The 22,887-nt window shown below is 72.2% G+C and carries 18 protein-coding genes and 2 pseudogenes; 12 read left to right on the forward strand and 8 right to left on the reverse strand.

All coding sequences use genetic code 11. The features are described 5' to 3' along the window. The first annotated feature begins 59 nt into the window (after window positions 1-59). Window positions 60-1,694: a malate synthase A gene (aceB, locus tag ACGFYN_RS01635; RefSeq protein ID WP_393863694.1), complete on the forward strand. Its 1,635-nt coding sequence runs from the start codon at window positions 60-62 to the stop codon at window positions 1,692-1,694. Window positions 1,695-1,805: 111 nt separating this feature from the next. On the opposite strand, the gene ACGFYN_RS01640 is transcribed toward aceB, so the two are convergent. Together ACGFYN_RS01640 and ACGFYN_RS01645 are read right to left on the reverse strand one after the other, a co-directional pair. After that, window positions 1,806-2,711 (reverse strand): HipA family kinase, encoded by a 906-nt coding sequence (locus ACGFYN_RS01640; RefSeq protein WP_393863695.1) that lies wholly within the window; start codon window positions 2,709-2,711, stop codon window positions 1,806-1,808. A gap of 15 nt (window positions 2,712-2,726) precedes the next feature. Then, the gene (locus ACGFYN_RS01645; protein ID WP_393863696.1) at window positions 2,727-4,241 is read right to left on the reverse strand and encodes an IucA/IucC family protein; all 1,515 of its coding nucleotides are present in this window, start codon (window positions 4,239-4,241) and stop codon (window positions 2,727-2,729) included. Between the two features lie 93 nt (window positions 4,242-4,334). On the opposite strand from ACGFYN_RS01645, the gene ACGFYN_RS01650 reads away from it, so the two are divergent. From ACGFYN_RS01650 to ACGFYN_RS01660, 3 genes are read left to right on the forward strand one after another with little or no spacing between them, the layout of a single operon-like run. After that, window positions 4,335-5,864, forward strand: a complete 1,530-nt coding sequence (locus ACGFYN_RS01650; RefSeq protein WP_393863697.1) for an IucA/IucC family protein — start codon at window positions 4,335-4,337, stop codon at window positions 5,862-5,864. A gap of 59 nt (window positions 5,865-5,923) precedes the next feature. After that, complete coding sequence (locus tag ACGFYN_RS01655) at window positions 5,924-7,189, forward strand: VWA domain-containing protein (RefSeq protein WP_393863698.1); 1,266 nt, start codon at window positions 5,924-5,926, stop codon at window positions 7,187-7,189. Continuing rightward, the gene (locus tag ACGFYN_RS01660; protein ID WP_393863699.1) at window positions 7,189-8,001 is read left to right on the forward strand and encodes a hypothetical protein; all 813 of its coding nucleotides are present in this window, start codon (window positions 7,189-7,191) and stop codon (window positions 7,999-8,001) included. Before ACGFYN_RS01655 ends, ACGFYN_RS01660 begins: the two co-directional genes overlap by 1 nt. A gap of 126 nt (window positions 8,002-8,127) precedes the next feature. Here ACGFYN_RS01660 and ACGFYN_RS01665 read toward each other — a convergent pair whose 3' ends face one another. After that, window positions 8,128-8,754 carry a winged helix-turn-helix transcriptional regulator gene (locus ACGFYN_RS01665; protein ID WP_393863700.1) on the reverse strand — a complete coding sequence of 209 codons (627 nt, stop codon included), beginning with the start codon at window positions 8,752-8,754 and terminating at the stop codon, window positions 8,128-8,130. A gap of 82 nt (window positions 8,755-8,836) precedes the next feature. Here ACGFYN_RS01665 and ACGFYN_RS01670 point away from each other — a divergent pair, with 82 nt between their 5' ends. The 5 genes from ACGFYN_RS01670 to ACGFYN_RS01690 all read left to right on the forward strand — a co-directional run bounded on the left by ACGFYN_RS01670 (window position 8,837) and on the right by ACGFYN_RS01690 (window position 13,157). After that, window positions 8,837-10,045: a pyridoxal phosphate-dependent aminotransferase gene (locus tag ACGFYN_RS01670; RefSeq protein WP_393863701.1), complete on the forward strand. Its 1,209-nt coding sequence runs from the start codon at window positions 8,837-8,839 to the stop codon at window positions 10,043-10,045. A 94-nt stretch (window positions 10,046-10,139) separates the two neighbouring features. Beyond that, on the forward strand, window positions 10,140-11,297 hold the full coding sequence (locus tag ACGFYN_RS01675; RefSeq protein WP_393863702.1) for a serine hydrolase domain-containing protein: 1,158 nt from the start codon (window positions 10,140-10,142) through the stop codon (window positions 11,295-11,297). A gap of 67 nt (window positions 11,298-11,364) precedes the next feature. Continuing rightward, entirely contained in the window at window positions 11,365-11,964 is a 600-nt protein-coding gene (locus ACGFYN_RS01680) for a histidine phosphatase family protein (protein WP_393863703.1), read from the forward strand. Between the two features lie 70 nt (window positions 11,965-12,034). Beyond that, window positions 12,035-12,670 (forward strand): hypothetical protein, encoded by a 636-nt coding sequence (locus ACGFYN_RS01685; protein WP_393863704.1) that lies wholly within the window; start codon window positions 12,035-12,037, stop codon window positions 12,668-12,670. Window positions 12,671-12,734: 64 nt separating this feature from the next. After that, complete coding sequence (locus tag ACGFYN_RS01690; RefSeq protein ID WP_393863705.1) at window positions 12,735-13,157, forward strand: acyl-CoA thioesterase; 423 nt, start codon at window positions 12,735-12,737, stop codon at window positions 13,155-13,157. 534 nt (window positions 13,158-13,691) lie between these two features. Here the strand turns inward: ACGFYN_RS01690 and ACGFYN_RS01695 are convergent. After that, window positions 13,692-13,856, reverse strand: a pseudogene (locus tag ACGFYN_RS01695) (winged helix-turn-helix transcriptional regulator); the annotation flags it as partial. On the opposite strand from ACGFYN_RS01695, the pseudogene ACGFYN_RS01700 reads away from it, so the two are divergent. Beyond that, window positions 13,856-14,245: pseudogene (locus tag ACGFYN_RS01700) on the forward strand (MFS transporter); the annotation flags it as partial. The pseudogenes ACGFYN_RS01695 and ACGFYN_RS01700 overlap by 1 nt on opposite strands. Before the next feature lie 111 nt (window positions 14,246-14,356). After that, window positions 14,357-17,377, forward strand: coding sequence for a glycosyl hydrolase (locus tag ACGFYN_RS01705; RefSeq protein ID WP_393863706.1), 3,021 nt, complete (start codon window positions 14,357-14,359; stop codon window positions 17,375-17,377). A 58-nt stretch (window positions 17,378-17,435) separates the two neighbouring features. Here the strand turns inward: ACGFYN_RS01705 and ACGFYN_RS01710 are convergent, their stop codons facing one another. Further along, window positions 17,436-18,290 (reverse strand): NAD(P)H-binding protein, encoded by an 855-nt coding sequence (locus tag ACGFYN_RS01710; RefSeq protein WP_393863707.1) that lies wholly within the window; start codon window positions 18,288-18,290, stop codon window positions 17,436-17,438. A 96-nt stretch (window positions 18,291-18,386) separates the two neighbouring features. Here ACGFYN_RS01710 and ACGFYN_RS01715 point away from each other — a divergent pair, with 96 nt between their 5' ends. Then, window positions 18,387-19,184 (forward strand): helix-turn-helix domain-containing protein, encoded by a 798-nt coding sequence (locus tag ACGFYN_RS01715; RefSeq protein ID WP_393863708.1) that lies wholly within the window; start codon window positions 18,387-18,389, stop codon window positions 19,182-19,184. A 60-nt stretch (window positions 19,185-19,244) separates the two neighbouring features. On the opposite strand, the gene ACGFYN_RS01720 is transcribed toward ACGFYN_RS01715, so the two are convergent. From ACGFYN_RS01720 to ACGFYN_RS01730, 3 genes are all read right to left on the reverse strand, one after another. Next, on the reverse strand, window positions 19,245-19,865 hold the full coding sequence (locus ACGFYN_RS01720) for a TMEM175 family protein (RefSeq protein ID WP_393863709.1): 621 nt from the start codon (window positions 19,863-19,865) through the stop codon (window positions 19,245-19,247). A 64-nt stretch (window positions 19,866-19,929) separates the two neighbouring features. Continuing rightward, window positions 19,930-21,297 carry a nucleobase:cation symporter-2 family protein gene (locus ACGFYN_RS01725; RefSeq protein ID WP_393863710.1) on the reverse strand — a complete coding sequence of 456 codons (1,368 nt, stop codon included), beginning with the start codon at window positions 21,295-21,297 and terminating at the stop codon, window positions 19,930-19,932. Between the two features lie 195 nt (window positions 21,298-21,492). Next, window positions 21,493-22,872 carry an 8-oxoguanine deaminase gene (locus tag ACGFYN_RS01730; protein WP_393863711.1) on the reverse strand — a complete coding sequence of 460 codons (1,380 nt, stop codon included), beginning with the start codon at window positions 22,870-22,872 and terminating at the stop codon, window positions 21,493-21,495. Between the last annotated feature and the right edge of the window lie 15 nt (window positions 22,873-22,887).

The following is a 22,887-nucleotide window of genomic DNA, read 5'->3' on the forward strand; positions in this document are numbered from 1 at the left end:
TCTCAGCCGTACCCGGTTCGACTGGCACCCGGTGCCACCGCTGAAGGAAGTGACAGCTCATGTCCGCACCAGCGCCGTCCCCGCTGGCCATCGTCGACGCCGAACCCCTGCCGCGGCAGGAGGAGGTCCTCACCGACGCGGCCCTCGCCTTCCTGGCCGAGCTGCACCGGCGGTTCACGCCGCGCCGTGACGAACTCCTCGCCCGCCGTGCGGAGCGCCGCGCCGAGATCGCCCGCACCTCCACGCTCGACTTCCTCCCGGAGACCGCCGCGATCCGCGCGGACGACTCCTGGAGGGTGGCCCCCTCCCCCGCCGCGCTGAACGACCGCCGGGTCGAGATCACCGGTCCCACGGACCGCAAGATGACCATCAACGCCCTCAACTCCGGTGCCAGGGTGTGGCTCGCGGACTTCGAGGACGCCTCCGCGCCGACGTGGGAGAACGTCATCCTCGGTCAGGTCAACCTGGCCGACGCGTACAGCCGGAACATCGACTTCACGGACGAGAAGTCCGGCAAGTCGTACGCGCTGCGCCCGGCCGAGGAGCTGGCGACGGTCGTCATGCGCCCGCGCGGCTGGCACCTGAACGAGCGTCACCTCGTCGACGCCGACGGCAGCCAGATCCCCGGAGCCTTCGTCGACTTCGGTCTCTACTTCTTCCACAACGCCCAGCGTCTGCTGGACCTCGGCAAGGGCCCGTACTTCTACCTCCCGAAGACGGAGTCGCACCTCGAGGCCCGTCTGTGGAACGAGGTCTTCGTCTTCGCGCAGGACTACGTCGGCGTCCCGCAGGGCACGATCCGCGCCACCGTCCTGATCGAGACGATCACGGCCGCGTACGAGATGGACGAGATCCTCTACGAACTCCGCGACCACGCCTCGGGGTTGAACGCCGGCCGCTGGGACTACCTGTTCTCCATCGTCAAGAACTTCCGTGACGGCGGCGCCAAGTTCGTCCTGCCGGACCGCAACGCGGTGACGATGACGGCCCCGTTCATGCGGGCGTACACCGAACTCCTCGTCCGCACCTGCCACAAGCGCGGTGCGCACGCGATCGGCGGCATGGCAGCGTTCATCCCCTCGCGCCGGGACGCCGAGGTCAACAAGGTCGCCTTCGAGAAGGTCCGCGCCGACAAGGACCGTGAGGCGAACGACGGTTTCGACGGCTCCTGGGTCGCGCACCCCGACCTGGTGCCGATCGCCATGGAGTCCTTCGACAAGGTCCTGGGCGACAAGCCGAACCAGAAGGACCGGCTGCGCGAGGACGTCCACGTCGAGGCCGCCGACCTGATCGCCGTCGACTCCCTGGACGCCAGGCCGACCTACGCGGGTCTGGTCAACGCCGTTCAGGTGGGCACCCGTTACATCGAGGCCTGGCTGCGCGGCCTCGGCGCGGTCGCCATCTTCAACCTCATGGAGGACGCGGCCACCGCGGAGATCTCCCGCTCGCAGATCTGGCAGTGGATCAACGCGGGCGTCGAGTTCGAGCACGCCGGGAACACGGTGAAGGCCACGCCGGAGCTGGCCCGCAAGGTCGCCGCCGAGGAACTCGACAACATCCGCAAGGAGATCGGCGAGGAGGCCTTCGCGGCCGGCCACTGGCAGCAGGCCCACGACCTGCTGCTGACCGTCGCGCTCGACGACGACTACGCGGACTTCCTGACGCTGCCGGCGTACCAGCAGCTCGAAGGCTGAGCGCTCCTCGGAGAAGGCTGAGCCCTCCAGGAGGCGCAGGCTTGTCCGAGTGGCCCCGGGACCTCTCCGGGGCCACTCGGTCGTGCACGGCCCGCCGCACCCTGATGGCACTCAGCCGAGGTGGGCCGACCAGTCCTGTTCCGCCGCCGGCTTGCCGTGCAGGTCCGGGACCCGCTTCAGCCAGTCCGGACGGCCCTGTCGAGATCTGGCCGCGCGGGCGGCCTCCTCGGCCGCCAGCTGGTCACCTCCCGGGAAGTCGGTCGGGAGCCACTGGTCCGAGGCCCGCACCCGCGCCAGCAGATAGCCGACGTAGGCCTCGCGCATCTCGTCGGGTGTGCCGAAGTCGGTGAGCCAGGGGTCCGGGACCATGGCGAGGATCTCCCGGAGCAGCTTCTCGGTCACTGCGGGCGCGAGTTCGGCGTCGGCGGCGCGGGTGTCCGGACCGTACAGACCGAGGGCGTGATGGCGGAAGTCGTACGCCTTGCCGGGTGCCGAGGTGTCCCAGCGGTGGTGGAAGACGAGTGCGGCACCGTGGTCGATCAGCCACAGGCGCGGGGGCACGGTGCCGAGCGTCGGCCAGACCATCAGGTTGGAGCTGTGCACCGTGCGGTCGACGTTCACCGTCAGGGCGTCGAGCCAGACGATCCGGCCCGCCTCCACCGGGTCGACGGGGAAGACCCTGGCGATGTCCGGGGTGAAGTCCTTCGCGCCCGGCAGGAAATCCATGCCGAGGTTCAGTCCCGCACTCGACGCGTGCAGGTCGCGCACCTCCTGGTGCGGCTCGTCGCCGGCGATCGCCGGGTCGAAGTGCACGAGCACCAGCTCGGGGAAGCGCAGTCCGAGGGCACGCGCGAGTTCGCCCACGATCACCTCGGCGACCAGCGCCTTGCGGCCCTGGGCGGAGCCGGTGAACTTCACCACGTACGTGCCGAGGTCGTCGGCCTCGAAGACTCCGGGTACGGAGCCGCCCGACCGCAGGGGGGTCACGTATCGAACGGCAGTCACGTCGCGCAGCACACCCGCCAGGGTATGTCAGCGCTCCGGCACGGGCCGGGCCAGCGGGTTGGGCAACGGTAGATAGCGGGCGTCCGCGCCGTCCGCGCCGGTCCAGCGCAGCAGCAGGTTCGTCTTGCCGGGGAGGGTCGGCGAGGCGAGCAGGCCGGCGATCTCGGGCAGGTCGTGGCGGGCGAGTTCGCGGCGGGCGGCGGGCCAGGGGTCGAGGCCGGGGTGGTGTTCGGCCAGGGCGGCGGCGATCTCCGTCAGGTGGTTGACGACCAGGGTGTAGACGAGCCGCTCCCAGCCGGCCGCCCGGTCCACGTCCGCCAGCAGCTTCACGCCCTCGGCATCCCGGAACAGCGCCTGCACCGGGAGGCCGTCGGCGTCCACGGCGACCAGCGTGTTCTGCAGATGCGCCTCGATCACGACGCCGTGCCCGGCGAAGGCGGCCAGCGCCGGCGGCACGACCGCCCTCAGATACGCCTCCCACCAGGCGGCCGGGTCCCGTGTGTTCTCCAGCGGGTTGCCCGCGAAGCCCTCCACCAGGCCCGCGGCGAGCAGTGGGGTCGCGCCGGGCAGCAGATGGCCGTGCAGTCCGTCGCGGACGAGGACGGCGAGCTCCTCGAAGGCGAAGCCGGCGGTGCGGTATCCGCGATCGCTCAGCCAGGCGGCGGACCCGCCCGCGAACGCCTTGGTGGCCTCCGCGTCGATCCGGCGGAGCTTTTCCAGGTCGTGCCGCCAGAGCCGCCGGATGTCGTTGGTGATGCGGACGTCGAGGCTGAACTTCAGGAACAGATCGCGATCGGGGGCGTGGAGCGTGCGGATCGCGGCCGTCGGCCAGGTGTCGAAGGCGGCCGTGCCCAGCCGCACGAGCCGGCCGTCGGCGAAGGCCGACGTGAGCTCCCGGCCGACGAGGTCGAGCTGCCACGGGTGGGCGGGCAGCAGCCGGTAGCCGGGCGGCGCCTCCCCCAGCGCGTCCAGCGCGGAGGTGTCCCCCTCTTCCACGACCTCGTCCTCGCGCACACCCAGCAGCACCAGCGGGAAGCGGGCGTACGCCTCGGGGGCGTACGCCAGCCAGCCGGCCACCGGGCCGCCGCCGCGCGCCTTGGGGGCCGGGTGATAGGGGTGGCCGGTGATGAGGGACTGCTCGGAGAGCAGGTACGGATCCTCGGGCGCCGTCGCACGCGCGCGTGCGGCGAGCAGCGCGGCCACCGCCTCGCGGCTGTCGATCATCTCGGCGGGCAGGTCGTGGTTGGACAGGCCGGTGTGGCGGCGCAGTTCCTCGGCGACCAGCTTGACCAGCTCGGTGTGGCCGATGTGGTGCCAGCGGCCCGCCGCGTACACCTCGGGGGCGGCGGGCCGCCGGGTGCCACGGACGCGCAGCAGACGGTCCACGCCGGGGAGCCGGTACGTGCGCAGGGCGCCTGCCTCCGCGGCGGGCTCCGCCAACTCGCGCAGAAGGCAGTTGAGCAGCGGTGCGGACGCGTAGGCGTCGGCGCGGGCGGCGAGGTCGTCACCGGCCGGCGGGGGGATGAGATCCACGCGATCCACTCGTTCCCTGAAGTCCGTGAGGGGGGAGACGATCAGTATGGATGCCGTCGCACCCTGTTCGTGATGCCCTACTCGTACCCGAGGAGCCCGCCCGTGCACCGTCCCCATCCCGCGGAGGCCGAGGTCGCCGACGAGCTGGCCGAGGTCCGGCCGGACCTGCTGCCACGGTACGCGACCGAGCTGCCGGGTGCCCGGGCCGCCGTGCTGACCCGGCTGTGGCGGGCCCTCGCCCACGAGCCGCTGCCGTGGATCACCGGACGCGAGCGGGGCCGCGGGGAACTCACCCTGCGCCTCGCGGACGGCCGCCGGCTGCACGGACCGCCCGCGGACCCGTACGCGACCGCCTCGTACGTCACCGCCGTGCACCTGGACGATCAGGCCTACGACCATCCGGCATGGCTGATGACCGATCTCGCCGTGCCGCACGGTGACGGCTTCGCGGGCGAACTCGGCCACAGCGCGGCGTCGTTGGCGCTCTCCCGGGCCGGGCAGCAGGCCTCCTCGCAGGAGTGGCCCAGCGTCGACTGGGAGTGGGAGCAGCGCGTGGTCGACGGGCATCCCTACCACCCCAACTGCCGCTCCAGGCCCGGTTTCTCGGTCGCCGAGCAACTGGCGTACGGGCCCGAGCACCGGCCGGTGGTGGAGCTGGGCACGGTGCCGGTGCGGGCCGAGGAGTGCCTGGTGACCGGGGTGTGGCCGGACTCGATGCGGGACGGAGGGCGGCTGCTGCTGCCGGTGCACCCGTGGCAGGCGGCGCATGTGCTCAAGGGGCACGGTGGCGAAAGGGCGGCCCGTGACGTGGTGTTCGCCGCGCACCCCCTGATGTCACTGCGCACCCTCGCCGTGCCGGACGGCAGCCACGTCAAGACCGCGCTGAGCGCCCGGCTGACGTCCTCCGTGCGGGACATCTCGGTCTACTCGGTGGGGCTGTCGGCCACCGTCTCGTCCTTCGCCGAGGTGGTGGCGGCGCGCACGGACGGACTGTTGCACGTCACGCGCACATGGGGTGCGGCCACGGCCGGTTCGCCCGACCTCGCGGCCGTGGTGCGGGAGTCGCCGCAGACGTACGCGGCGACGGACAGGGGCGAACGGGTCGTGCCGGTGGCCGCGCTGGCGACCACGCGTCTGCCCGAATCCCCCTCCTGGCTCGCCGACTTCACCCGTCTCACCCTCACCGTCGGACTCTGCCTGCTGGAGCTGGGTGTGGCGCTGGAGGCGCACGGCCAGAACCTCCTGGTCGTGCTCTCCGGTACGGGTGCCCCGCTGCGGCTGGTGTACCGCGACCTCGCCGACATCCGGGTCGGTCCGGCCCGCCTCGCCCGGCACGGCGTCCCGCTCCCGGAGCTGACCGGACGAATCGTCACGGACGACGAACAGACCCTGCGGCGCAAGCTGTTCGGCTCGCTGGTGGCGGGGGCCCTCGCCGCTACGGCGGGTTCGGCGGCGGCGCTGGGAACGGCGCTGGAGACGGCCGTACGGGACCTGCCGCGTACGCCCGACCTGGCCGCGCTGCTCGGCGGTCCGGTGCCCACGAAGGCCCTGACGCTCATGCGGATGTCGCCCGGCACGCCCGGGGACCAGTGGACCGAACTCCCCAACCCGCTGCTGGATCAGCCATGGTGACGTCCCGTTGGTGACGTCGCGTTTTGGAGCCCGGCACCTCTGATCAATAAGATCCGCCGATGATCAGAACACAACGGCTGGCGGCAGGAGTGTGTGCCCTGCTCGCCGCCCTGGCGGCCGGGCTCGCGTTCCCGGCCGCGGCGAGCGCCGGTGAACCCACGGGCGGGGGCACGCCGAAGGTCGACCTCGTGCTCGACGTCAGCGGCTCCATGCGGAGCCGGGACATCGACGGCGGCACCCGGATGGCGGCGGCGAAGCAGGCGTTCAACGAGGTGCTGGACGCGACACCAGGGGACGTCCAGCTCGGCATCCGCACGCTGGGCGCCAACTACCCGGGCGAGGACCGCAGGACGGGCTGCAAGGACACCGCGCAGCTCTACCCGGTGAGCACGCTGGACCGCACCGAGGCGAAGACCGCGGTGGCCACGCTCTCGCCCACCGGCTGGACGCCGATCGGCCCCGCCCTGCTGAAGGCGGCCGACGACCTCGGCACCGACGCGGGCTCCAAGCGGATCGTGCTGATCAGCGACGGCGAGGACACCTGCGCGCCGCTCGACCCGTGCGAGGTGGCCCGCGAGATGGCGGCCAAGGGCATCGGCATGACCATCGACACCCTCGGCCTGGTCCCGAACACCAAGCTGCGCAAGCAGCTCAGCTGCATCGCCGAGGCGACCAGCGGCACCTACACCTCGGTCCAGCACACCGACGAACTCACCGACAAGGTCAACCAGTTGGTGGACCGCGCGGCCGACCCGGTGGTGACGCCGGTGGCCACCGAGGGCGCCGCGCGGTGCACCGGCGCGCCCTCCCTGAAGTCCGGTCTCTACACCGACCGCGAGGAGTTCGGGCAGCAGCGCTGGTACAAGGTGGACGTGCGGCCCGGCCAGGAGCTGCGCGCCTCGGTGAGCGTCGCGGCCGACCGGTCCGTGAATCCCGACTACGGCGTGCTGCTGCGGGCCTTCACGGCGCACGGCCGTGAGATCGTGCGCGGCGAGGCGGCGGGCAACGGCCGTACGGACATGGTCTCCACGGGGCTGCGCTACCCGAAGGCGGAGAGCGACGACGACGATGCTCCCGCCGAGACGGTGTGCCTTCAGGTCACCAACTCCTTCTCGGCCACGTCCGGTGTGAAGACCACGCCGGGCCTGCCGGTCGAGCTGACCGTGGACGTGGTCGGCGGCCCGTCGCAGGCGGGCGACGTGGCCTCCTTCGGGCTCGGCCGCGGCTGGTGGCTGCTCGGCGTACTGGTGCTGACCGGCTTTCTCGCGGGTCTGATCTGGGGCTGGGTATCGCGCTGGCGGGTCGCGGTCTGGAGGACCAACTAATGCGGATCACACATGCGTTGAGCGCTGCGGCGCTGCTGTTCGGACTGGCCGTCACACCGGCCGTCGCCGACTCCTCGCCGTCGCCGAGCGCGTCCGGTGACGATTCCGCGCCGACCGCGGCGGGTACGTCCTTCCGCACGGCGGCCGAGATCGAGCCGGGGCAGCAGGCCACGGCGAGCGCCTCCACGGGCGACTACCTGTACTGGTCGTTCCCCGCCGACGCCGGCCTTCGGCCCACCGTCAAGGCGACGGTGAAGCTGCCGGCCACGCACGCGGCGCAGACCTGGCAGATCGACGTGTACGACGGCCTGCGCCGCCGTCAGTCCTGCCAGTACGGGGCGCAGACGCGCACCGCGGCGCAGGGCACGGCCTCGGTCGACCTGGCCTGCACGCTGCGGACCGTGCGCTCCTGGTCCGAGGAGTGGGCCAACGACCCGCTGCCGGGCACGTACTACGTCCGGCTGACGGCGGTGAACCTGGCGACCGCCGACCTGGGGCAGCCGATCGGCGCCTCGGTGCAGGTCGGCTCCAAGGGCATCGGAGGTTCCGCGGCGGTCGACGGCTCGCTGGCGAAGCCGCTGGTGCCGGGGATCGCGATGACGTCCAAGTCCGGGGAGAGCGACGGAGATTCGTCGAAGGCCGCGGTGCTGTCGAGCATCGAGCCCGACGACGGCTGGGCGTCCGGCTGGTGGTCCGACCGCTGGGTGTGGACGGGGGCCGGCGCGGTGCTGGCCGCGCTCGCGGGCATCGGCGGATACGCGCTGACGCGGGGGTCGGGTCGTCGTCCTTCGCGGGTGCCTCCGGGCGCCTGACGGGCCCTCAACTGAGGATTTCCCGCCCGAAGGTTTCTCGATGGGCCCGCCGCACACGATTGCGGCGGGCCTCTCTCATGCCTGCCGGACGCTGACGCCGCCCGGATGCTGACGCCGCCCGGACGCTCACGCCTCCCGCAGCGCCTTCGCCAAGGTGCCCTCGCCCGTCACCGTGACGCGTCCGTCCCGGACCGCCTCCGTGAGGCCCAACTCCCCGCGGCCGACGGCCGCGCAGGTCTCGGCGTCCAGGACCAGTCGCGCGTCCGGTTCGCGGGGAGCGGGCCCGTCGCCGTACACGGGACCGTCCGCGGCACCGACGTGCAGATGGAAGTCGCCCTCCTCCAGCCGGACTTCGACGAGGCCCTCCCCCTCCAGCGAACGCAGCAGCGGGAGCGCGAACCAGTGGGCGCGCAGGGCGTCCGTCGGCCGCCGCTCCCCCAGCTCGGCCTCGCCCCACGTCCCGAGCGCCTGCAGCACCGGCAGCAACTCCCGTCCCCGGGAGGTGAGTTCGTAGACGTAGGCGGCGCCCGGCGGTGGCAGCCGGCGCCTGGTCGCCAGGCCGTCCCGCTCCATGTCCTTCAGCCGGGAGGCGAGTACGTCCGTGCTCACGCCCGGAAGGTCCGCGTGCAGATCGGTGTAGCGCCGGGGTCCGGCCAGCAGCTCGCGGACGATCAGCAGGGTCCAGCGGTCACCCACCAGGTCGAGGGCGCGGGCCGCGGAACAGTACTGGTCGTAGCTTCGGCGTCGTGACATGCGACGCAGTCTAGACATGTCATTGGACTTTCCAAGCACCTACTTGGTAAAACCAAGCAACACCAGATACCGGAGGGGCGCAATGGAGTTCCGGCAGTCGAACAAGCTCAGCGAGGTCTGTTACGAGATCCGCGGCCCGGTGATCGAGCACGCCAACGCGCTGGAGGAGGCGGGCCACAGCGTGCTGCGCCTGAACACCGGCAACCCGGCGGTCTTCGGTTTCGAGGCGCCGGAGGAGATCCTCCAGGACATGATCCGGATGCTGCCGCAGGCGCACGGATACACGGACTCCCGCGGTGTCCTCTCCGCCCGCCGGGCGGTCGCCCAGCGCTACCAGGCCCTCGGCCTCCAGGTCGGCGTCGACGACGTCTTCCTCGGCAACGGCGTGTCCGAGCTGGTCTCGATGGCCGTGCAGGCGCTGGTCGAGGACGGCGACGAAATCCTCGTGCCCGCACCGGACTTCCCCCTCTGGACCGCGGTGACGACCCTCGCGGGCGGCAAGGCCGTCCACTACCTGTGCGACGAACAGGCCGAGTGGTACCCAGACCTGGCGGACATGGCGTCGAAGATCACGGACCGGACGAAGGCCGTGGTCATCATCAACCCGAACAACCCCACCGGCGCGGTCTACCCCAAGGAGGTCATCGAGGGCATCCTCGACCTCGCCCGCCGCCACGGCCTGATGGTCTTCGCCGACGAGATCTACGACCAGGTCCTCTACGACGACGCCGTCCACCACTCGGCCGCGGCACTCGCCCCCGACCTGGTCGTCCTCACCTTCTGCGGGCTGTCGAAGACGTACCGGGTGGCGGGCTTCCGCTCGGGCTGGCTGGTGGTGACCGGCCCCAAGCAGCACGCACGCAGCTATCTGGAGGGCCTGACCATGCTGGCCTCCATGCGGTTGTGCGCCAACGCCCCGGCCCAGTACGCCATCCAGGCCGCACTCGGCGGCCGCCAGTCCATCCGCGAACTGACCGCGCCCGGCGGGCGGTTGCACGAACAGCGGAACGTCGCCTGGGAGAAGCTCAACGAGATCCCGGGGGTGTCCTGCGTGAAGCCGAAGGGCGCGCTGTACGCCTTCCCGCGCATCGACCCCAAGGTCCACAAGATCCACGACGACGAGAAGTTCGTCCTGGACCTGCTGCTCCGGGAGAAGATCCAGGTCGTCCAGGGCACCGGCTTCAACTGGCCCGCCCCGGACCACTTCCGCATCCTCACGCTGCCCCACGCGGACGACCTGGAGGCGGCGATCGGCCGGATCGGACGGTTCCTCGGCGGGTACCGGCAGTAGCGGTCACCTTTCCCTGCGTGAAGCGGCGGGGAATTCCCTGCCCCTGCCCCCTTGTTGGTGGATTCCGTATCCGATCACCGACAAGGGGGCTCGCGTGTCGCAGGACGTACAGGGAACGGTGGCCGAGGGATTCGAGGGCGTACGTGAGGAGTTGACCGCCTTCCTCGCCGGGGAACGGGACGACCCGGGAGTACAGCTGGTGGCGTACCACCACGGGCGGCGGGTGGTCGACCTGTGGGCCGGGGAGGGGATCAGCGGGAACTCGCTGACCAGTCTCTTCTCCATCACGAAGGGCGCCGCACATCTGGTCGTCGCGCTCCTGGTGCAGGAGGGGGTGCTCGACCTCGACCGTGAAGTGGCTTCGTACTGGCCCGAGTTCGCGGCGGAGGGCAAGGACCGGCTGACCCTGCGGGAGCTGCTGGAGCACCGGGCGGGACTGGTCGGCATCCCCGACGAAGGCTTCACCACGGCCGAGTTGGCCGACGACCGGCTGATCGCTGCGCGACTGGCCGGGCAGAAGCCGCTCTGGGAAGCCGGCGGCGGGTACGGCTACCACGCGTTCGTGATCGGGGCGCTCACCGGCGAGGTGGTGCGCCGCGTGACCGGGCGGTCGATCCAGGAGCTGTACGACGAGCGCGTCCGGGAGCCGTACGCACTGGACCTGCACCTCGGCCTCCCCGAGGAGCTGGAGCCGCGCTGGCGCGAGGTGCGGCCGCTGCTGCCGACGCCGGAGGAGGCACAGGCGCTGGCCGCGCGGGCGGCGGCCCCTGGCAGCCCGCCGTACATCGCCTTCAACCGGAGCGCGCCCGAGCCGACCGACCTGGTCGCCCTCGGGAACGACCGCAGGGTGCGGGCGCTCGGCCCCACCTCCCTGGGCGGGGTGGGCAACGCGCGCGGGGTGGCCGGGATGTACGCCGCGGCGATCAGCACCCTGGACGGCAGGTCGCCGCTGCTCACCCGGGAGACGGCCGCCCTGTTCGGCGGCCTGCGGACGCCCGGGCCGGACCTGGTGACCGGGGGCGACGACCACTTCGGGCTGGGCTTCGAGTACCTCGCCGGACGCCACCCGTTCCTCGGCGAGCACTGCTTCGGGCACAGCGGCGCGGCGGGCTCGCTCGGCTTCGCCGACCCGTCGAGCGGGGTGGCGTACGCCTACACGCGGCGGCGTTTCGCCTTCCCCTCGATCGTCGGAGCCTCCCCCGAGAACGGCCGTCTGGCGGAGTCCGTCCTGCGGGCGGCGACGACCGTGTGACACGGTGCGGGTAGGGCCTGGGACGGCCCGGCAGCTCCTGGCCGGGCCGAGCGGAAGGGTGAGGGGCATGGGTGACGTCTTTCTCGTCCGGCACGGTGAGACCGAGTGGTCGCGGTCCGGGCGGCACACCGGCTGGAGCGACGTTCCGCTGACCGAGCGCGGGCGCCGGGAGGCGCGGGGGCTGGTGCCGCTGATCCGGTCGCACCGGATCGGGGCGGCGTTCTGCAGCCCGTTGCAGCGGGCGCGGGAGACGGCGGAGCTGATCGGGCTCCAGGACGTGCGGATCGACGTGGACCTTCGGGAGTGGGACTACGGCGGGTACGAGGGGATCACCACCAACGAGATCCACCGCACCCGGCCCGACTGGTTCCTGTTCACGGACGGGGTGGCACCGGGCCCGCCCGAGCACCCCGGGGAGTCCCCGGAAGAGGTCGGCGAGCGCGCCGACCGCGTGCTGGCGAAGGTCGACGCGGCGCTCGCCAACACCGAGGGCTGCGTGGTGCTCGTGGCCCACGGACATCTCCTGCGGGTGCTGACGGCCCGGCGGCTCGGGCTGCCGGCGTCGAGGGGGGCGCTGTTCCAGCTGGCCACCGGCACGCTGGGCCGGCTGGGGACGGAGCACGGGCGGCCTGTGATCGCGGCGTGGAATGTCAGACCCGGGTCGTAGTCTTCGAATGGGCCGGTCAGAGCTGGTAGCGACGGTCCGGAGGAGACCTGCCGAGGGGAAGGAGCACGCCGTGACGCAACCGCCCACCGCCGCCCAGCGGCGTGTGATCGACACCGCCGATCCCGTGACCGGGCGGCTGCGGGGTACGGAGCCGCAGCTGGCCGCGCTGGTGAAGCGGGGGCTCGCGTTCCGGCATCCGCGGCCGCCGCACGACCACTTTCTGACACCGGCCGGACACCGGATACGGGAGACCGACGATGAGCAGGCGCCGGTGGAGCCTGAGGCGCCCGCCGCCACCGCAGGCGTGTTCGCCGCGCGCGTCGGCGGCGAGCAGCGGCCGCCGGAGAGCGGGCCCGCCCGTGCGCGCGAGGTGCACAGTGCCTGGCAGGGCCTGCTGGAGCTGCGCCGGATGACACATCCGGACGGGTCCATGGAGCGGCCGTGCGGCTGGGAGCGTACGCATCTGGTGCAGGCCGCCGCGCTCGCCCTGGAGGCTGCGGGCCACCGCCCGGCCGGGCCGGAGGGGGCGGACGGCTACCGGGTGCGCGCCACCCCGCAGCCGGAGGCCGTCGCCGTGTACGAACCGGCGGCCGAGGCACGGCGGGCCTGCGCGGCGACCCTGGAGCGGGCGGGCTGGCAGGCCGGCGAGTACGCGGAGCCGCGGACCGGGACGCGCTATCTGCTGGCATCGCCCCGCCGGACATGACGAGCATGCCAAGATCAGTGATCGTTGCAGCAGGCACGAGACTCCTGTACGAGAAGGGAACGCAGTGAGCGAGCCGTTTTCCGTCCCGGTGACCGTCCGCGGATACGAGACCGACGTCCAGGGCCACCTCAACCAGGCCGTGTACCTCAACTACGCGGAGCACGCCCGCTGGTCGCTGCTGCGCGCGGCGGGGATAGGCCAGGCGGAGCTGATAGGCAGAGGCGTCGGCCCGGTGGCGCTGGAGACCACCATCCGCTACCGGCGGGAGCTGCTCGCGGGCGACGAGGTCGAGGTGACGTGCGCCTTCCGCTGGGGCGAGGGCAAGACGTTCCGCATGGAGCAGACGATCCGCAAGGCGGACGGCGCGGTGGCGGCCGAGATCACCGCGGTCGGCGGCCTGATGGACCTCAAGGAGCGACGCCTGCTCCCCGAACCGCAGAAGTACTTCAAGGAACTGGCAACCGCCCCGGGCCTGTTCGGACTGTGACCGGCCCGGTCCTGCCCGGACTGTGACCGGCCGGGGCGTCTTCGGACTCCGACCCCGGCCCGGGCCTGCCCGGACTCCGACCGGCGCGGCCTGTCTTCGGACTCTGACCCGGCCGGAGCCTGCCCGGACCCCGACCGGCCCGGGGCGTCTTCGGACTCTGACCCCGGCCCGGGCGGGCCCGGACTCACCCGCCCGTGGCATGTTCGGACTCTGACCGGCCTGGGGCGTCTTCGGACTCTGACCCGGCCGGGGCCTGCTTGGACATTGACGGGCCCGTGGCACGTTCGGACTCTGACCCGGCCGGGGGCGACTTCGGACCCGGCCGGAGCCTGCCCGGACCCCGACCGGCCCGGGGTGTCTTCGGACTCTGACCGGCGGGGCCTGCCCGGACTCCGACCGGCCGGAGCCGGCGCAACTCCGCCTCGCAGCCCGCGAATCCCGCCTCGCACGCCGGCCGACGACCACCGCACCCGGCCCACGACCCCGCACCCCAACTCCCGACGCGCGAACCTCCGACGCCCCGGCCGGCGGACGTCACACGTCGGTCGGATCGGGCTGGTGTTCCTCGTCGTAAGCCGCCCGGGACTCGGCGATGTACACGCGGTTGCGCTCGGCCCAGTCGGTCAGCCGCTGCAAGGTCTCGTGCAACTCGCGTGCCACCGGCGTGAGTTCGTACTCCACCTTCGGGGGGACCGTCGGCGCTGCTGAGCCGGGCCCCCGCGCACGGCTCCTACGTCACCGACGTGCTGCCCCCGATGCTGCTGCTGGCCGCCGGATTCGCCGCAGCCATGCCCCCGCTGACCCAGCTCGCCATGTCGGGCGCGAGCGAGGAGGACGCGGGGCTGGCGTCCGGTCTCTTCAACACCACTCAGGTGGTGGGTGGTTCGCTTGGGCTCGCGGTCCTGAGCACGCTGGCGGGGAGCCGCACCGACGGGCTGCTCGGCCACGGCGCGGAGCTGATTCCGGCCACGGCGGAGGGATACCGGCTGGCGTTCCGGGTGGCGACGGCCGTGGCACTGGCGGCCCTCGCTCTGGCGGCGACCACGCTGCGGGCCCGGAAGAGCCGACGGGCCGGAGTCTCCCTTTGAATCGTTGTCACCCCTATTGACCTCCATCGGCGCGCCGTTCTACCGTTCCCGGGTTCATGGTGTTTGAAACGATTCAATACCCGCTCACCCGTGACCACTTGGGGCTGAACCATGCACGAAACCCACCCGCGCCGTGGCGGCATGACACGGCGGTCCGTGCTGACGGCCGGTCTGACGACCGGTGTCCTCGCGGCCCTCGGCCCGGCGGCGAGCGCCGCCTCCCCCGCACAGACCGCCGCCGCGGCCGGGAGCGCCCCCACGGCGAGCTGGTTCGCCGCACCGGCCAAGGCGGTCCGGCCGAAGTTCCGCTGGTGGTGGCCGGACGGCCTGGTGGAGCCCACCGAGATCGCCCGTGAGATCGACCAGATGGCCGACGCGGGCTTCGGCGGCGCCGAGATCGCGGCCGTGCACCACAGCATGACCGACACCTCCGTGCTGGACACCGCCCATCACGGGTGGGGCAGCGCCCCCTGGCGCGACGGGGTGAAGGCCGCGCTGAGACAGGCCGCGAGACGGGGGCTGACCGTCGACCTCACCCTCGGCCCGAGCTGGCCGGTGGCCGTGCCGGGTGTCACTCCGGACGACGAGGCCGCGGTCAAGGAACTCGCCTACGGCAAGGCCACGTTGACCGGCGGCGCCGCCTTCGACGGCCCGGTGCCCGCCCCTGTCCACGCCGCCGCCTCGAGCGTGACCGCGCAGAAGCTGTTCGCGGTACAGGCCGCCCGGGTCAACACCGCCTACTCCAGCGGCAAGGCCACCGGCCTGGACGCCGACAGCGTCACCGACCTGACCGACCGGGTCTCCGGCGGCAGCCTGAGCTGGACCCCGCCCGACTCGGCGACCTGGGTGGTCCTGTCGTACTGGCAGCGCGGCACCGGCCAGCAGCCCGAGGCCGGACCGCACTCCTCCCCCGCCGCCTACGTGGTCGACCACTTCAGCGCGGCCGGCACCGCCGCCGTCACCCGCTACTGGGACGCCACGATCCTCGACTCCACGCTGCGCAAGCTCCTGACGGCCGCGGGCGGTGCCTTCTTCGAGGACTCCGTGGAGCTGGAGACCAAGGGCCTGCAGTGGACGCCGGGACTGCCGGCCGCCTTCCGCGCGCACACCGGACGCGACCTGCTGCCGTATCTGCCCGCCGTGATCCTGGACAACAGCAACCAGATCTTCGCGTTCGAGGCCCGGCTCACCCAGGAGATCCGGCACGACTTCTGGGCCACCGTCTCCGGCCTGTTCAACGAGCACCACATCGGCGCGCTGAAGACGTGGGCCCACGGGCACGGCATGAAGCTGCGCTCGCAGCCGTACGGCCTGCAGACCGACGCCATCGCCTCGGCGGCCCTGCTCGACATCCCCGAGGGCGAGTCGCTCGGCTTCAAGAACCTCGACGACCACCGCTGCCTGGCCGGCGGGCGGGACATGGCGGGCAGCCGCGTGCTGTCCTGCGAGTCGGGGGCCTACGCCGGCGGCGCCTACAACACCACCTGGGACAAGTTCCTGCGCACCATGGGCGGCGCGTACGCGGCGGGCGTCAACCAGACGGTGATCCACGGCTTCTCCTACGCCACCGCGCCCGGGGTGGGCTGGCCCGGCTTCGCCGCGTTCAGCCCGTACAGCGGGGCGCCCGGGTACGGCGAGTCGTGGGGGCCCAGGCAACCCACCTGGCACCATGTGGCCGACGTCGCGGGCTACATCGGCCGGATCCAGCAGGTGCTCCAGTCGGGCACCGTCCGCGCGGACGTCGCGGTCTTCCGGCAGACCGGCTACTCCGCGACCGGCATCGGGGCGTCCTGGCTGACCTCGACCGGCGTCCCGCTCGGCTGGACCCACCAGTTCCTGAGCGGCCCGCTGCTCGACCTGCCGAGCGCCAAGGTCTCCGGCAAGCGGCTCGCCCCGGCCGGCCCGGCCTACAAGGCCCTGTTCCTGGAAGGTGACTTCTTCTACGGCTCCACGCCCACGCTGGCCGTGGACGACGCCCGCAAGCTGCTGAAGTTCGCGCGCGCCGGTCTGCCCACCGTGCTGCTCGGCGCCTTCGACCAGGCCCTCACGCCGGGCGTCCCCGACAGCGGCGAGACCGACGAACTGCGCTCGCTGACAGCCCGGTTGCTGGCACTGCCGAACGTCCGCAGGGTCACCGACAAGACCCTGGTCGGCGCGGCGTTCGCGGAACTCGGCGTGACCTCCGACGTCACCTACTCCGTGTCCTCGACGCTGCTGAACGCCCACCGGGCCACCGGCGAGGCCGACTTCTACTACCTGTGCAACGGCAAGCACGCGGAGACCGTCAAGCCCGCCGTCACCGCCATCGACCACGACGTGACGCTGCGCGCCACGGTGCGCACGGGCGCGGCCACGGTGCCGTACCTGCTGGACCCGTGGTCCGGGCGGGTCACCCGGCTCGCCCGATACACCCAGGACGGCGACGCGTTCACGTTCCGGGTGACGCTGCAGCCGGGCGAGACGATGGTGGTCGCGCTGGGTCGGCCGGGGCTGTTCGGGGACCGCGACGGGAACCGTCCGCACGCGGTCGCGACCGACGCGGACAGCGTGCTGTTCGCGGACGGTTCGCCGGCCGTGCGCGCCTTCGCGGCCGGCACCTTCACCACCACGCTGTCCACCGGGCGCAAGGTCACCACCAAGGTCACCGACGTGCCCGCGGCCGTCACACCCGCGACATGGACGCTCTCGGTCGACGACTGGCAGCCCGGTGCCGACGCGACCAGCACCACGGTGGTCCGGCACACCCTCGTCCTGGACGCCCTGCTGCCCTGGTCGCAGATCCCGGAGCTGGCCGACGTCGGCGGCATCGGCACCTACCGGACCTTGGTCACCCTGCCGAAGACCTGGTCCTCGGCGGACGGAGCGCTGCTGAAGCTCGGCAGCGTCACCGACACCTGCAGGGTCACCGTCAACGGCACCCGGCTCGACCCGGTCGACCGCGTGAACCCCGTGGTGGACCTCGGCGGCCACCTGCGCAAGGGCGACAACACGATAGAGATCGAGGTGGCCACACCGCTGTTCAACCGGCTGCGGGTCAGCAACCCTGCGGTGTTCGGCACGGCGGCCCGGCAGGCGTACGGCCTTGTCGGACCGGTGCAGTTGGTGCCGTACGTCCAGCGGAACGTGGCCTGAGCGCCGGTGGCCGTGCGGCACCCGGAAGCCCGTCCGGGTGCCGCACCGCCGCCCCGTCTCACCCCCGTGCGAACGCCGGCTCGTGGTCCTCGGCCCACTGCCGGTAGGTCCGCGCCGGCCGGCCGAGCGCCTCCTGCACATCCCCGGTGACGACGTCGTTGCCGCCCTCGTGGATGAACCGGGCGGTGACCATGAGTCCGTCGGCGTAGTTCTCGTCCAGTCCGGCGGCGAGCAGCTGCGTGCGTCGCTCCTGCGGCGACAGGTCGTGCAGTGGCACGGGACGGCCGAGTACGTCGGCCAGTACGGCGGCCTGCTCGTGGGCGCTGAGTGTCTCCGGGCCGGTCAGGGTGTACGTACGGCCCGCGTGCCGCGGGTCGAGCAGCGCGGCCGCGGCGGTCTCCGCCACGTCCCGCGGATCGACGACCCCCTGCCGTCCCGTGCCCATCATGTTGGACGCGGGCGTGCCCTCCCTGACGGCCGGGACCCAGCTCAGCGTGTTGGAGGCGAAGGCGGAGGGCCGCAGGAGCGTCCACTCCAGACCACTGGCACGCGCGGCCTCCTCGCCGTGCAGATGCCAGGTCCCGAACACGCCCAGCCGGGGGTCGCCGGTGCCGATGGCGGAGAGCTTCACGATCCGCCGCACCCCCGCGGCCTTCGCCGCCGCGGCCAGGCCGCGGTCGTGTTCGGCGTCGTCCGGGCCGAAGACCCCGACCAGGAAGGCGGCCTCCGCGCCTGCCATCGCCGCCTCGACGGACGCCCGGTCGCGATGGTGTCCCACGGCGGTCTCCGCCCCGGCCGGCACCCGGGCCTTCGCCGGGTCCCGGCTCAGGGCCCGCACCTTCTCGCCGCGCGCCGCGAGCTGTCGTACGACTTCACTTCCGATGGTGCCCGTGGCACCCATGACGAGGATCATGTCCACCACGGTGGGCCGCCCACGGCCCGGATCTCTTGGAAATTCCGGCACGGTTCGGCGGCCCGGGCGGCCGTGCGGCGCGCTTACGGTGGAGGGGTGACGAACGCCGTGTTCCGAGAGGTCCTGCCCACGCCGGAGGTGCTGCGCCCATGGGTGGCCGGCGTCGGGTCCGTGTCGGTCGGGGACGGGCCGACGGAGCCGTTCGTGCATCTGCCGGAGCCAACGACGAGAGTCGTGGTCCGCTCCGGGGAGCACGGTGGCCGCGGCGCCCTGGTCGTCGGCCCGCGCGCCCGGGCCTCGTACCACTGGGGCAAGCGCCGGGTGTCCTGCGTGGAGCTGCGGCTCGCGCCCGGCACCGTGCGCCCGCTGCTCGGCGTCCCGGCCGTCGACCTCGTCGGGCGCGCCGTGCCGCTGGGAGACCTGCCGGTTCCGGCGCTCCGCCAACTGGCCGACGAGCTGCGGAGGTTGACGCCCGAGGAGGCCCTGGCCCATCTCTCGGACGTGCTCCCGGAGCGGCTCGCGGCCGCCGCGGACCGGGCCCGCGTCGAGCTGGTGCGCGCCGGTGTCGAGGCGATGTCCGTACGGAGCGGTCAGGTCCCCGGTTCGGTGGGCGACGTGGCGCGCGATCTCGCCGTCAGCGAGCGGCAGTTGCGCAACCTGTTCGCCGAGGGTGTCGGCCTCTCGCCCAAGCACTACGCCCGGATCAACCGTGTGCGCACCGTCCTGGACCACGCGGCCACCCGCTCCTGGGCCGAACTCGCCGCCGCCACCGGCTACTACGACCAGTCCCACATGACGTCCGACTTCCGCACCCTCATGGGCGTGCCGCCCCGCTCGTACTTCACCGGCCGGTTCCCGCAGGCCACGCCCTGCCGGTCGATCCGCCGGGCCTGAATGCGGATGCGGGCGCTGTACACGACGCAGGCGGGGCTGCCGCCGAGTTGCTCGCCAACCTCATGAACCGGCCGGGCCCGGACGGGTCGGCACCGGAACCTGGTTGAAGCCGTAGTACAGCGCGATCAGCCCGTGGGCGGCCAGGGTGAGCGGGGCCGAGACGAAGGCCAGGGCGACCGTGAGCGGGTAGGCGAGGGTGCCGAGGGCGAAGCGGGCGCGGGTCGCGCGGGCCGCGGGGATGTCGACGCGGGAGTCGAAGAGGTGGCCGGTGCGGGTGAGGTGCCACCACAGGGCCTGGAAGGTGAGGGCCATCGCCACCATGACCAGGCTGTAGACCGCGGCCGCGACGTGCGAGGTGGCGTCCTCGCGCAGATACTCGGCGAGCATCGCCGTCGGCCACGGCACCGCGGCCACCACCATCAGGACCAGCAGGTTCAGGAACATCAGGAGGCGGTCGACATGGGCGACGTAGCTGAACACCTGGTGGTGGTTGATCCACATGATGCCGATGACCAGGAAGCTGACCACATAGGCGGCGTAGGAGGGCCATTGGGCGCCGAGCGCGTGCCACAGGCTGCCGTGCTCGCCGACCTTCGGGACCTTGATCTCCAGGATGAGCAGGGTGATGGCGATGGCGAACACACCGTCGCTGAAGGCCTCGACGCGGCCGGACTCGTTCATGGGAGACAGACTGCCCCATCTCCGGTGCGGGGCACGGCGATTATCGTGCCCCGCGGCCGGCAGGTCAGTGCACGACGGCGATCTGCTCGCCGGCCTCCATGGGATGGGTGACATCCTCCTCGTCCCGGCCCTTGCCGAGGTGGTTGAAGACCAGGTTCAGCACCACCGCCGCCACGCAGCCCGTGGAGATGCCCGAGTCCAGCACGATCCGCGCGGTCTCCGGGAAGGCGTGGTAGAACTCCGGCGCGGTGATCGGGATGATGCCGACGGCGAGCGATACGGCGACGATCAGGATGTTGTTGTCCTTCTCCAGGCCCGCCTTGACCAGGGTCTGGATGCCGCTGGCCGCGACCGAGCCGAACAGCACCACGCCCGCGCCGCCGAGCACCGGGCGCGGTACGACGGCGATGAGCGAGGCGGCCATCGGGCACAGGCCCATCAGGACCAGGAAGCCGCCGCCGGTGGCGACGACGTACCGGCTGCGGATCTTCGTCATGGCGACCAGGCCGATGTTCTGGGCGAAGGCGCTGCACATGAAGCCGTTGAAGAAGGGGCTGAGGGCCGAGCCGAGGGTGTCGGCGCGCAGCCCGGCCGCGATCGTCCTCTCGTCCGCCGGCCGCTCCACGATCTCGCCCAACGCCAGCATGTCCGCGGTCGATTCGGTCATCGAGACCACCATCACCACGCACAGCGAGAGGATCGCGGCGAACTGGAACTGGGGCGTCCCGAAGTGGAACGGGGTCGGGAAGCCGACCACGTCCGCGTCCGCCACCGGACCGAAGTCCGTGACGCCGAAGGGGATCGCGATCAGCGTGCCGGCGACCATGCCGAGCAGGACCGCGATCTGTTTGACGAAGCCGCGGGTGAAGCGGCGAAGGAGCAGCACGATCACGAGAGTGGTGGCGGCCAGGCCCAGGTAGGTCGCCGAACCGTAGTCGTGCGCGGCGGGGTCGGGTCCCTGCGCCCAGCCGAAGGCCACCGGCAGCAGGGACACGCCTATGAGCGTGATGACCGTGCCGGTGACGACCGGCGGGAAGAAGCGGACCGCCTTGCTGAAGAAGGGGGCGGCCAGGAAGCCCAGCAGACCCGCGACCATCACCGCGCCGAAGATGATGGGCAGCGCGTCCGACTTGTCCTTGGTGGAGGCCACGACCGCCGTCATGGGGGCGACACCGGCGAAGGTGACGCCGTTGACGAAGGGCAGTCGTGCGCCGATCTTCCAGATGCCGAGGGTCTGCAGGAAGGTGGCGAGGCCGGCGGTGAAGAGACAGGCGCCGGTGAGGAAGGTGAGATCGGTGGCGGAGAGGCCGATGGCCGCGCCGACGATCAGAGGCGGGGCGACGACCCCCGCGTACATGGCGGCCACGTGCTGCAGGCCGGTCGTCGCCATCTTGGGTGCGGGCAGGCGTTCGTCAACGGGATGGGCGGCCACGGCGGCTCCTCCGGTCGGTTACACGTCGGCTCTGACGTGGGTGTCAGGGAGGTGGGGCGCGGTCGTGCGGGACCGGGACGGAGACCGTTCCGGGGCACACGCGTCCACGCGCGCCCCGGAGACGGCCGCCATGGAACCAGTGGTCCACGGCTACCGGTCGAGGGCCGTCCCCCCCGACCGGAGATCTTCAACTGTTCAGGCCTGCGCGGTGATCCGCGCGAGCCGCTGTGCCTCGTCCCGCGTGGAGCGGGCGATGGCGTCCTCGTCCACGTGCAGCAGGCGGCCCTCCTCGACCACCTGGCGCCCGTTCACGAACGAGGCGGTGACCGGGGCCGCCGCGCCGAAGACCAGCGCGGTCACCGGGTCGGCGATGGAGGCGTGGGCGAGGGTGTCCAGCTTCCACAGCACCAGGTCGGCGAGCTTGCCCGGCTCCAGGGAACCGATCTCTGCGGCGCGGCCGAGGACCTGCGCCCCGCCGTAGGTGCCGAGGCGCAGCGCCTGGCGGGCGTTGAGCGCTGCTTCCCGGTGCGCGCCGAGGCGGTTGATCAGCAGGGCGTTGCGCAGTTCGGTGTGCAGCTCGCCGGACTCGTTGGACGCCGTGCCGTCGACGCCGAGGCCGACCGGGACGCCGGCCGCCAGCATGTCGGGGACGCGAGCGATGCCGGCCGCGAGGCGGGCGTTGGAGGACGGGCAGTGCGCGACACCGGTCTTCGTACGGCCGAAGGCGGCGATGTCGGAGTCGTTCATGTGGACGCAGTGCGCCATCCACACGTCCTCGCCGAGCCAGCCGGTGGACTCGAAGTAGTCGGTCGGGCCCATGCCGAACAGTTCCTTGCAGAACTGCTCCTCCTCGACCGTCTCCGAGCCGTGGGTGTGCAGGCGCACCCCGAGGCGGCGAGCCAACTCGGCGCCCTCACGCAAGAGTTCGGTGGAGACGGAGAAGGGCGAGCAGGGCGCCACGGCCACCTGGGTCATCGCGTCGAACGAGGCGTCGTGGTGCTCCTTGACGGTCTGCTCGGTCGCGGCGAGGGCGCCTTCCAGGGTCTCGACGGCGAAGTCCGGGGGCAGGCCGCCGTCCTTCTCGCTGCGGTCCATCGAGCCGCGGGCGAGGGTGAAGCGGACGCCCATCTCACGGGCGGCGCGGATGATCGCGCCGGACAGGTCGCCGGAGCCCTTGGGATAGACGTAGTGGTGGTCCATGGCGGTGGTCACGCCGCCGCGGGCCATCATCCCCAGGGAGCCCTGGGCTGCCGCGTAGACCATCGGCTCGTCGATGCGCGCCCAGGTCGGGTACAGCGCGACGAGCCAGTTGAAGAGGTTGTGGTCGGTGGCCAGACCCCGGGTGATCCACTGGTAGAAGTGGTGGTGGGTGTTGACCAGACCGGGGCTCACCAGGTGGCCGGAGGCGTCGATGCGGCGTACGACGTTCTCCAGGCCCTCGGGGGCCCTGCCCGCGCCGAGCGCCTCGATGCGGTTGCCGGCGATGACGACGTGTCCGTGTCCGTACTCGGTGTCGTGTGCGTCGACCGTCGCGATCGAACAGTTCTCGATGACGATGCGCTGGGCTGCTGCCATGATGCGTCCTTTTCA

It is taken from the genome of Streptomyces sp. NPDC048419, from assembly GCF_043200415.1.
In the GTDB taxonomy this organism is placed as follows: Bacteria; Actinomycetota; Actinomycetes; order Streptomycetales; family Streptomycetaceae; genus Streptomyces.